Source organism: Rossellomorea sp. NS-SX7 (assembly GCF_052828565.1).
The window spans coordinates 2,488,263-2,498,818 of record NZ_CM128249.1 but is presented as its reverse complement, the minus strand read 5'-3'; the positions used below and the strand labels follow the sequence as shown (position 1 = coordinate 2,498,818).

The following is a 10,556-nucleotide window of genomic DNA, read 5'->3' as shown; positions in this document are numbered from 1 at the left end:
AAGTAAACATCAATTTGAAAACGATTACAAAAATGCGGAGTGAAAGAGGGGTATTATGAAGCTTAGTGAGATGAAAAACCAAACATTCAATTCTGCCAGTCTGCAAGAATGGCAGGAAGCGGCTGAAAAAGCATTGAAAGGGAGAAGTGTAGAAACGTTACATACGAAAACGTATGAGGGGATCGACCTTAAACCTCTATTTACCGAAGAAGATCTTCCGGCCATCAACCGTGTGGATGCTTATATACCTGCTATAAATAATAAAATTTCTACCATTAACGAGTGGAGGATCGCTCAGAAAGTAAAAGGGAAGACGTGGGGGGAAGTGACACAAGCCCTTCATCAGGCAGTTTCAAGGGGACAGAACTGCTTGTCATTTTCAATAGAAGGAATGGAGTTTGGAGAAGGATTTGAAACCTTTGTCAAAAGGTTCGAAGGCGAAGCCCTGCCGTTTTTTAACATCGAGAAAAACAATGATGCCGTACTCGATCAAATGTCCTCTCTGGCAGCAAGTGATGAGGTCCTAAAAGAGCTGAAGGGGGTCATCGGATTTGATCCCCTCACAGAGTCCGGATTTGAACAAGGGGAATACGAGATTGATGATTGGGCTGAATCGGTTACTGCAGCTGCGTCTCTTTTCCCGGAAATCAAAACCATCGTAATAAATACGACCCCTTATCATGATAGGGGGGCAAATGCCATTCAGGAGCTGTCCTATGCGCTCAGCACGGGGGTCTTTTATATTGAAACATTCCAACAGAAGGGCTGGTCCCCAGAAGAGATTGCCAAAAAGATTCATGTTCATTTTTCAATCGGAAGTCACTTCTTCATGGAAGTGGCCAAGATAAGAGCATTCAAAAAGCTATGGAAGGACATTCTTTCCTCTTATGGCATCAATAAAGATGTTTGTGATGATAGCATCAGCTTGAGTGCAGAAACCTCACAATTTAATAAATCCGGCCTGGATCATCATGTGAACTTGCTTCGAACTGGCGGAGAGGCGTTTTCTGCTGTGCTTGGCGGCGTCGATTACTTGGTTGTCCATCCTTTTGACCGGATAAAAGGGGAAACCACTCCATTGTCTGAGAGGGTGGCACGCAATATACAGTTGATTCTGGGAGAAGAAGCTCATTTAAATAAAGTGTTCGATCCTGCAGGTGGTTCTTATTATTTGGAGTGGCTTACGGAAGAGGCAGGCAGAAAAGCATGGCAGGAATTCCAGCACATCGATCGCGAAGGCGGGATCGTGGATTTATTGAGAGAGGGAAAAATCCAGGAGAGCGTGAATAAAGTGCTTGAAGAGAGAGTGACTGATTTATCCACCCGATCCCAGTCCATGATCGGTACCAACATCTATGCCAATCTGGAAGATTCAATCACAGGTGTGGAAATGATGAATCAGAACAGACTATCACTTCCATTTGAGAAACTGAGAAAAAGAGCTGAAGAATTGGTGATGTCAGACAGAAAACCTGCTGCCGGTATCATTGGATTGGGAGAATTGAAGAGTCACAAGGCACGCGCGGATTTTGTGAGTGGATTTTTATCCACCGGCGGCATTCATTCTCGTCTTAGTCATGGATGTTTTACCAAAGAGGATATCCTGACGTTCATTGAAGAAACCAACTATTCTTATTATGTCATTTGCGGAAAAGATGAAGAATATGATGCATGGTTACCGTTGATCATGCAGACAGCGGCCAACTATCATTCAAAGATAAAGGTGGACGTCGCAGGTAAATTAAACACAGAGACGATGAATGACTGGACTCAGCTTGGATTGAACGGATGCATCCATCAAAAACAAAATATGCTTCATAAACTGAATGATTTACTTTCAATCTGGGAGGAGGAGAATAATAATGATTAAACCCGACTGGCAGCGAATGGATCCATACTCAACATCGAAGGCGGCGGAACATCTTTCTGCACCAGGCAGCACCTATGAAACAAATGAGAACGTAACGATTAAATCCCTCTACACGGAGGAAGACACAAAAGGCATCCCACATCGTCATGATCTGCCTGGACTAGCACCATACACAAGAGGACCATATCCGACCATGTATGTGAACAGGCCATGGACGGTCAGGCAGTATGCAGGATTTTCCACTGCAGAGGAAAGTAACGCATTCTACAGAAGGAATTTAAGCATGGGACAGAAGGGCCTGTCTGTGGCTTTTGATTTAGCGACCCACAGAGGGTACGATTCAGACCATCCACGGGTGGTCGGCGATGTTGGAAAAGCGGGGGTTGCGATTGATTCAATCCTGGATATGAAGATTTTGTTTGACGGTATCCCTCTTGATCAGATGTCGGTATCGATGACAATGAATGGAGCTGTACTGCCTATCTTGGCATTCTATATTGTCACCGCTGAGGAGCAGGGGGTGTCTCAGGAAAAACTGTCAGGCACCATTCAAAATGATATTTTAAAAGAATACATGGTGAGGAACACATATATCTATCCGCCAGGAACATCCATGAAAATCATTGCGGATATCTTTGAATACACGTCAAAGAACATGCCGAAGTTTAACAGCATCAGTATCTCAGGCTATCATATGCAGGAAGCGGGGGCGCCTGCGGATATAGAGCTTGCCTATACTCTGGCGGACGGCCTTGAATACGTCAGGACCGGACTGAAAGCTGGAATTGACATTGACTCTTTCGCCCCGCGTCTGTCTTTCTTCTGGGCTGTCGGGATGAACTACTTCATGGAAGTGGCGAAAATGAGGGCTGCAAGAAGGATCTGGGCGAAAATGATGAAAACCTTCAATCCGAAGAACCCCAAATCGATGGCGCTCAGAACCCATTCACAGACATCCGGATGGAGCTTGACAGAGCAAGATCCATTCAATAACGTGACTCGTACTTTACTTGAAGCCCATGCGGCTGCAATGGGGCATACACAATCACTTCACACCAACGCATTGGATGAAGCCATTGCCCTTCCGACAGATTTCTCTGCCCGGATTGCCCGCAATACACAATTATACCTGCAAGAAGAAACGGGTATTACAAAAGTCATTGATCCATGGGCAGGTTCCTATTATGTCGAATCACTGACTGAACAGCTTATGGAAAAAGCCTGGGAGCATATCGAAGAAATCGAAGAGCTGGGCGGAATGACGAAAGCGATTGAAACCGGACTTCCGAAAATGAGGATCGAGGAAGCAGCAGCAAGAAGGCAGGCAATGATTGATTCAGGTAAAGAATCGATCATTGGAGTGAATAAGTATCGTCTGGAAAAAGAGGATGATATCGAAACACTTGATATTGATAATACAGCTGTGAGACAGAAACAGATTGAGAGAATACAGAAGTTAAAAGAAGAGAGAAACGAAGAGGAAGTTGCAAGGGCCCTGGATGCCTTGACGAAAGCAGCGGAAACGGGCGAAGGAAACCTCCTCGAAAAAGCAGTGGAAGCTGCACGCGCAAGAGCCACACTTGGAGAAATCTCTGATGCGGTCGAAAAAGTATCAGGCAGGCATAAAGCGACGATCAGGAGTATCAGCGGCGTGTACAGTTCAAACTTTTCGAATGAACATGAAATTGCAGTCGTACAGGAAATGACTGAAGAATTCCTGGAGAATGAGGGAAGGAGACCTCGAATCCTGATAGCCAAGATGGGACAGGATGGACACGACAGAGGGGCGAAAGTGATCTCTACGGCATTTGCCGATCTTGGATTCGATGTTGATATCGGACCGCTGTTTCAAACGCCGGAGGAAACGGCTTTGCAGGCGGTGGAAAACGATGTCCACGTCATTGGCTTCAGTTCACTCGCAGCCGGGCATAAAACCCTTCTGCCCCAGCTTGTGGCCGAGCTAAGAAAACTGGGAAGGGAAGACATCCTTGTTGTCGTAGGCGGTGTCATCCCTGCGAAGGACTATGAGTTCCTGCTGGATAACGGAGCGTCGGCCGTTTTCGGTCCTGGCACGATCATCCCTGTCGCCGCACAGAAAGTGATCAAGGAAATTTATGAAGTGCTCGGTTATGAGGAAGTGACCGAATAATGGACGCTCATCACCCGGAAAAAAAGAGGAGATTTGTAAAGAAAAAACAAGATCCGATTTCCATCGGTACGTTGAAGCAAGGGATCCTGAAAGGGGATCGCACCTCCCTGGCAAAAGCCATCACCTTGATTGAAAGCAACGCTGCCCATCATTATGAATGGGGACAGGAGCTTCTTGGGGAAGTGATGCCGCATACAGGGAACAGCCTGCGGATCGGCATCACGGGGGTCCCGGGCGCCGGGAAAAGCACGTTTATCGAAGCGTTTGGAGAAATGCTGTGCCATCAGGGCCATTCGGTGGCGGTCCTTGCAATCGATCCCAGCTCTTCCTTATCCGGGGGCAGCATTTTAGGGGATAAGACAAGGATGGAGCAGCTGTCGAAAAATCCGAAAGCCTTTGTCAGGCCGTCACCGACAGCCGGTACCCTCGGAGGTGTTCACCGGAAAACGAATGAAACCCTGCTTTTATGCGAAGCAGCCGGTTATGACATCATCATTATTGAAACCGTCGGTGTCGGTCAAAGTGAAGTCATGGTCAGACAAATGGTTGACTTTTTCCTGTTACTCGCCATCACCGGGGCAGGAGATGAACTGCAAGGGATGAAGAAGGGCATCATGGAACTCGCAGATGCAATGGTCGTCAATAAAGCGGACGGTGACAATAAGCCGCTCGCAGAAAAAACGAGACGCGAACTCAACCAGATCCTCCACTTTCTCGTACCGGCAACGAAAGGATGGAGTTCCAAGGCATATACATGCTCCGCCCTTGAGAAAAACGGCTTGATGGAGTTGTGGGATGTCATAAAGGAATTTGAAGAGAAAACGAAGGAAATCGGCAGCTTTCAGGACAGGAGGACCTTCCAAAAGAAAGAATGGTTCTATACCATGTTAAAAGACCGCATTCTATCAGATTTCTTCCTCGATGAAAGAATAAAGCCCGCCGTTCCGCAAATGGAGGAAAAGGTGAAGAACGGTGCCCTTACCACTTCGAAAGCAATCGAGGAGTTGCTTCATTTGTACAAGCAAACTTAATAAGGTTTTATCTGAATTTAGGTTTTATTAGTATCTAACTTTGAATATTAACTCGTTCCAGCTGTAGATTGGAGTGCAAGACGAAGACTCCTGCGGGGAAAGCGAGACTGGTGAGACCCCGCAGGAACGCAGTGACGAGGAGGCTCACCGTCCGCCCGCGGAAAGCGAAGTCTTGCACGGAAATCTACAGCGGTAATAAAGGTACCTTTTTATAGAAATTAATTGTTGACGAAAACAATCATTTTCAATTGAAAATAAAGGTACAAACTTGTTATGATGGTGGTACATCAAACTTCGTGTACAGTGGAGAATGATAAAGAACATAGAGCAGTGAAAAGGAGAGTCCAAGAATGGATATGGATTTCAATTTATTTATGAACGACATCGTCCGCCAGGCCCGTCAGGAAATGGAGACATCTGGCTATTCACAATTAACAACAGAAGAAGAAGTAGACCAAGCTTTCGCCAAGCCTGGAACTACACTTGTCATGATCAACTCAGTATGCGGATGCGCCGGGGGCATTGCCCGTCCTGCAGCGGCTCATTCCATTCATTATGATAAGAGACCCGATCAGTTGGTTACAGTGTTTGCTGGCCAGGATAAAGAAGCAACGGCTAAAGCACGCAGTTACTTTACCGGCTACCCGCCTTCCTCACCATCTTTCGCTCTACTAAAAGATGGAAAACTGATGACAATGGTGGAAAGACATGAGATTGAAGGTCATGATCCGATGTCAGTTGTAAACAAGCTTCAATCCTATTTCGATGAATATTGTGAAGAAGTTTAATCATCTATACGAATCGGTCCGGACAATGTTGTTCGAGCCTCGCGTTAAACCTGAACCAATTCAAATTGGTTCGGGTTTTTTGTTTTGTTTTGGTTTATTGGGTATGGTTCTGTAATTCCTTATTTTACCAAGTGACGGAATTATCGCCGGAATCGAAAGATTAAAGTGGCAAATCGAAAGAATAATGGTCAAAAGTAAAAGATTATCGGACCAAATTCGAAGATTATTGAGATAAATGGAAAGATTCCTCTCGCATATTCGCAAAGAGCCCTCCCATTCAGAGATTTAGACAGCCCCATCAACGATAAATTCAGTATTCGGTGCTTCAACATACCATTTAATTTGTCCTGCCGGGTGGTCCAGTCAGTTTTTTTCAATTAATTGTGCTCTTTAGTGTTCAAATCATTCTAGCGGTGGCACGGAAATCAATCACGTCTTCAGGCCAGATGTTCTTTTCCTTCTATTTTTCTGAAAATACAAACTTCCATTTATAAATATAATAAGTATTGCATAAAAATAAAAACCTGATAAACTACAAATATATTAATTAATATACATCAAATATTATATTTATTCACAACAGGAGGGCAATAATCAAATGAAAAAGCTTATACTTTTATCCTTAGCACTACTATTATCCGCCGGTCTTGCTGCATGTGGCTCGGAAAGTGACACTGCATCCGGAGATTCAAAGAAATTAGTCATGGGTACATCAGCGGACTATAAACCGTTTGAATATGTGGACACTGCCAACAGTGACGAATTCATAGGTTATGATATCGACCTCGCCAATATGCTGGCAGATAAGCTGGGATATGAAATTGAAATCAAGGACATGGAATTCAGCGGACTCATCACTGCGTTAAAAACCGGCCAGGTCGATTTCGTCCTTTCAGCGATGACACCTACCCCGGAACGTAAGAAAAATGTGGATTTCAGTGATGTCTATTACACAGCTAAAAATATGATCATTACCAAAAAAGACAGCGGGATTTCCACTGAAAAGGATCTGGATGGAAAAACCGTGGGGGTTCAATTAGGGTCGATTCAACAGGATGAAGCAGAAAGCATGGCCTCTTCAATCGATCTTAAAGTTGAAACGAGGGATCGTATTCCTGAACTGATCCAAGACCTTCAAAATGGACGTTTCGATGTCATTATCATTGAAAATACAGTAGCAGATGGCTACTTGAACAAAAACAAAGAGCTTCAAGGAACGACAATGGATGTGAATGAAGAAGAAGCGGGATCTGCGATTGCTTTTCCTAAGGACAGTGAACTTACAGAAGAATTCAATGCAGCCTTAAAGGAGCTTGAGGAAAGCGGAGAACTGGATAAGTTGGCTGAAAAATGGTTCAACGGCGCCGGTGAATAAGTAGAATAAAGAGAAAGGCTGACCTTCCTTGCGGTTGGCCTTTCAATATTTATTGAGAGTGTTGGAGGAAGAAAAATGAAACTTGATTTTGCACAGCTGCTGCCTTCCATACCTTTTATTCTGGAAGGTTTGAAGGTTACATTGATGATTGTGGGGGCAGCGGGCATTTTAGGATTTTTATTCGGAATAGTATTATCGTTATTCAAAATCAGCTCGGTAAAACCATTGGTGTGGTTTGCTGACGCATATACATCTGTTTTCCGGGGGACGCCGCTTGTGCTGCAGCTGATGATCATCTTCTATGGATCACCCCAGCTGTTCGGTACGCAAATCGAGCCGTATACAGCGGCCATTCTTTCTTTTTCATTGAATTCAGCAGCATATATCTCCGAAATCATCCGGGCGGGTATCAATGCCGTCGATAAGGGCCAGAAGGAAGCTGCCATGGCTTTGGGGATCCCTTACAGCCAAACGATGAAGGATATCATATTACCTCAGGCGATTAAAAACATATTGCCGGCGTTGATGAATGAATTCATCACGCTGACAAAGGAGTCAGCGATCGTCACGGTGATCGGGGCGATGGACGTAATGAGAAGGTCTTACATGGTGGGAAGCGATCTTTATTCTTTCTTTGAACCGCTATTACTTGCAGGACTCATCTATTACCTAATGGTCATGGTGTTGACACTACTTGGGAAACTACTGGAAGGGAGGCTGAAAGGAAATGATTAAAGGAACTCACATTACAAAAACATTTGGAAACCTGGATGTATTAAAAGGGATTGACATATCTGTCCATCAAGGTGAAGTACTTGCGGTGATCGGTCCTTCCGGCTCAGGGAAATCGACCTTGCTGAGATGCCTGAATTACTTGGAGCAGCCAAGTAGCGGCACGATCCAATTTCAAGATAAAGAAGTAACGATCAAGAATATAGGGCAGATCAGACAGGAAGTGGGGATGGTCTTTCAGCATTTCCATTTGTTTCCCCATATGACGGTCCTTGATAATGTGACTTATTCACCTATCAAAGTGAAGAAAGTAAAACGCGATAAGGCGGAACAGCTGGGAATCGAACTGCTGACCAAGGTAGGATTGAAGGATAAGAGCGCTGAATATCCCAATCGTCTTTCAGGCGGTCAGAAACAGCGCGTAGCCATTGCGAGGGCTTTGGCAATGGAACCGAAAGTCATCTTATTTGATGAGCCGACATCCGCACTGGATCCCGAAATGGTAAAGGAAGTATTGTCAGTCATGAAAGACCTTGCCGGGTCCGGGATGACCATGATCATTGTCACCCATGAAATGGGCTTTGCAAAGGAAGTGGCCGACAGGGTCATCTTCATGGATGACGGTAAAATCGTCGAGGAAGGAAAACCAGAGGTTTTCTTTCTTCATCCGAGCACGGGCAGGGCAAAAGAATTCCTTGAAAAAGTACTATAGGCAATTAGTTAACATGAATTTGGATGTATGAGTAAATCAAGATGTCGGCGATGATCTGGCAGAGCCATAGAAAAAAGAAGGATTAGCAATTCGTTAATCCTTCTTTTTTGTTAGCGCTTCTATATGGTATTCTTAAAGAATCATTTTAACTGTAAGGAGAAAGAAGCATGTTCCGTATAGGATATCGTACACTTAAAACCGGGATCGGGACTGCCCTGGCGATCAGTATCGCCCAATTGTTTCAGCTTGATAATTTCGTGTCAGCGGGGATTTTGACCATCCTTTGCATCCAAAACACAAAGAAAAAATCCGTACAGGCATCGTCGAGCCGCTTTATCGCCTGTGTGATCGGGATGTTATTCTCGGCGGCGTTCTTTGAATTCATTGCCTATCACCCGATTGTTATCGGTCTCTTGCTTCTTGTCTTCATCCCTGTAACGGTTTCACTGCGTATAAAAGAAGGAATTGTCACAAGTTCGGTCATCATCCTTCATGTGTATTCCGCGGGAAATGTAACGCTTGGACTCTTCAGGAATGAGATGGGGATCATCGTGATCGGGATCGGTATTGCACTCGTCATGAACCTATATATGCCAAGTGTTGAAAATAAGCTGGCGGAATATCAGGAAAAAATCGAAGAGAATTTTTATATCATTTTCTGTGAACTGATCAATCATCTTAAAACCAATCAAAGTGATTGGGGAGGGAAGGAAATCACCGAAACGGAAATTTTATTAAAAGAAGCAAAAACCCTTGCTTTCAAAGACGTGGAAAATCATTTTCTCCGTCACGAAGACTTGTATTATCTTTATTTCAAAATGAGGGAGAAGCAATTCGAGATTCTGCAGCGTATCCTCCCTATTGCTGCATCAATCTCGTTAAGGGTCGAGCAGGGCAAGAAAATAGCTCAATTCCTGGAAGAATTGAGCCAGCATATACATCCTGGCAACACAGCACTTTTTTACCTGAAGAAATTATATGATCTAAAAGTTGAATTTGAACAAATGGATCTTCCGAAAACACGGGAAGAATTTGAGGTGCGTGCGGCACTCTATCAGTTCGTACAGGAAATGGAACAGTATCTGTTGATAAAAAGTTCCTTTAAAGGCATCCAAAAGAATGAGAAAAGCAAAAGAGAAGTACACTACACCTAAGATGGAATGTAAAGGGTGTGATACGTGCAATGCGCATACTTTTGGCCATTTTGCTGATGGCTTCGCCGATCTGGCCGCTCGGAAGAAATCCCATGCCCGGGGATCCGTTTCTTATCGTAAATAAAGAAACAAACCAGCTGGCATTTATCAACGAAGGGAAGATTGTCGGGACATATGGAGCAGCAACCGGGAAAACCGCCGATTTAACACCCGAAGGTCTTTTCTCTGTAACGGTGAAAGCGAAAAATCCATATTATCGCAAAAAAAACATCCCCGGCGGCGACCCCAGGAATCCGCTGGGGTCAAGGTGGATTGGATTTGATGCGGAAGGAACGGATGGAAGGATTTACGGCGTACATGGTACCAATCAGCCTTCGAGCATTGGGAAGTACATTTCCAACGGATGCATCAGGCTGCTGAACAAGAATGTAGAATACCTTTATGACAGGGTGCCGATCGGCACGAAGATCCTAGTGGTGAAAACATCAAAATCATTTCAGGAATTAGGGAAGGAATATGGTGCACTGAAATAAGGTAATCAATGTGATTTAGGTGTATCCAGCAGTTGATTGGAGTGCAAGACGAAGACTCCTGCGGGAGAAGTGGCCAATGTGAGACCCCGGAGGCGAAGCCGAGGCGGCTCACGGGTCACCCGCGGAAAGCGAAGTCTTGCACGGAAATCAACTGCGGTGTTTAAACATGACAAACAAAAAAAGGATTTGCCCTACGACGACGGGCGAATCCT

The 10,556-nt window shown here is 44.7% G+C and carries 9 protein-coding genes; all 9 read left to right on the top strand.

The features are described from left to right. Positions 1–55 precede the first annotated feature (55 nt). A complete protein-coding gene (locus tag ACUXV2_RS12560) occupies positions 56–1,870 on the top strand; it encodes a methylmalonyl-CoA mutase family protein (RefSeq protein ID WP_446243540.1) in 1,815 nt (604 codons plus the stop codon). 16 nt (positions 1,871–1,886) lie between these two features. After that, on the top strand, positions 1,887–4,019 hold the full coding sequence (scpA, locus tag ACUXV2_RS12555) for a methylmalonyl-CoA mutase (protein WP_446247066.1): 2,133 nt from the start codon (positions 1,887–1,889) through the stop codon (positions 4,017–4,019). Then, a complete protein-coding gene (gene meaB, locus ACUXV2_RS12550; protein WP_446243539.1) occupies positions 4,019–5,050 on the top strand; it encodes a methylmalonyl Co-A mutase-associated GTPase MeaB in 1,032 nt (343 codons plus the stop codon). Before scpA ends, meaB begins: the two co-directional genes overlap by 1 nt. A gap of 350 nt (positions 5,051–5,400) precedes the next feature. Beyond that, positions 5,401–5,838 carry a BrxA/BrxB family bacilliredoxin gene (locus ACUXV2_RS12545; RefSeq protein WP_446243538.1) on the top strand — a complete coding sequence of 146 codons (438 nt, stop codon included), beginning with the start codon at positions 5,401–5,403 and terminating at the stop codon, positions 5,836–5,838. A gap of 598 nt (positions 5,839–6,436) precedes the next feature. Beyond that, the gene (locus tag ACUXV2_RS12540) at positions 6,437–7,213 is read left to right on the top strand and encodes a transporter substrate-binding domain-containing protein (protein WP_446243537.1); all 777 of its coding nucleotides are present in this window, start codon (positions 6,437–6,439) and stop codon (positions 7,211–7,213) included. Positions 7,214–7,288: 75 nt separating this feature from the next. Continuing rightward, positions 7,289–7,948, top strand: a complete 660-nt coding sequence (locus ACUXV2_RS12535) for an amino acid ABC transporter permease (protein WP_446243536.1) — start codon at positions 7,289–7,291, stop codon at positions 7,946–7,948. Next, complete coding sequence (locus tag ACUXV2_RS12530) at positions 7,941–8,657, top strand: amino acid ABC transporter ATP-binding protein (protein WP_446243535.1); 717 nt, start codon at positions 7,941–7,943, stop codon at positions 8,655–8,657. Before ACUXV2_RS12535 ends, ACUXV2_RS12530 begins: the two co-directional genes overlap by 8 nt. A gap of 167 nt (positions 8,658–8,824) precedes the next feature. Next, on the top strand, positions 8,825–9,811 hold the full coding sequence (locus ACUXV2_RS12525) for an aromatic acid exporter family protein (RefSeq protein WP_446243534.1): 987 nt from the start codon (positions 8,825–8,827) through the stop codon (positions 9,809–9,811). Positions 9,812–9,840: 29 nt separating this feature from the next. Then, entirely contained in the window at positions 9,841–10,344 is a 504-nt protein-coding gene (locus ACUXV2_RS12520; protein ID WP_446243533.1) for a L,D-transpeptidase, read from the top strand. Positions 10,345–10,556: the final 212 nt, after the last annotated feature.

What these genes read in the sequence shown, in the direction of transcription:
- ACUXV2_RS12530 (WP_446243535.1), top strand. Translation starts at nt 7,941, where the DNA reads ATGATTAAAGGAACTCACATTACAAAAACATTTGGAAACCTGGATGTA.
- ACUXV2_RS12560 (WP_446243540.1), top strand. Translation starts at nt 56, where the DNA reads ATGAAGCTTAGTGAGATGAAAAACCAAACATTCAATTCTGCCAGTCTG.
- ACUXV2_RS12540 (WP_446243537.1), top strand. Translation starts at nt 6,437, where the DNA reads ATGAAAAAGCTTATACTTTTATCCTTAGCACTACTATTATCCGCCGGT.
- scpA (WP_446247066.1), top strand. Translation starts at nt 1,887, where the DNA reads ATGGATCCATACTCAACATCGAAGGCGGCGGAACATCTTTCTGCACCA.
- ACUXV2_RS12535 (WP_446243536.1), top strand. Translation starts at nt 7,289, where the DNA reads ATGAAACTTGATTTTGCACAGCTGCTGCCTTCCATACCTTTTATTCTG.
- meaB (WP_446243539.1), top strand. Translation starts at nt 4,019, where the DNA reads ATGGACGCTCATCACCCGGAAAAAAAGAGGAGATTTGTAAAGAAAAAA.
- ACUXV2_RS12520 (WP_446243533.1), top strand. Translation starts at nt 9,841, where the DNA reads ATGCGCATACTTTTGGCCATTTTGCTGATGGCTTCGCCGATCTGGCCG.
- ACUXV2_RS12525 (WP_446243534.1), top strand. Translation starts at nt 8,825, where the DNA reads ATGTTCCGTATAGGATATCGTACACTTAAAACCGGGATCGGGACTGCC.
- ACUXV2_RS12545 (WP_446243538.1), top strand. Translation starts at nt 5,401, where the DNA reads ATGGATATGGATTTCAATTTATTTATGAACGACATCGTCCGCCAGGCC.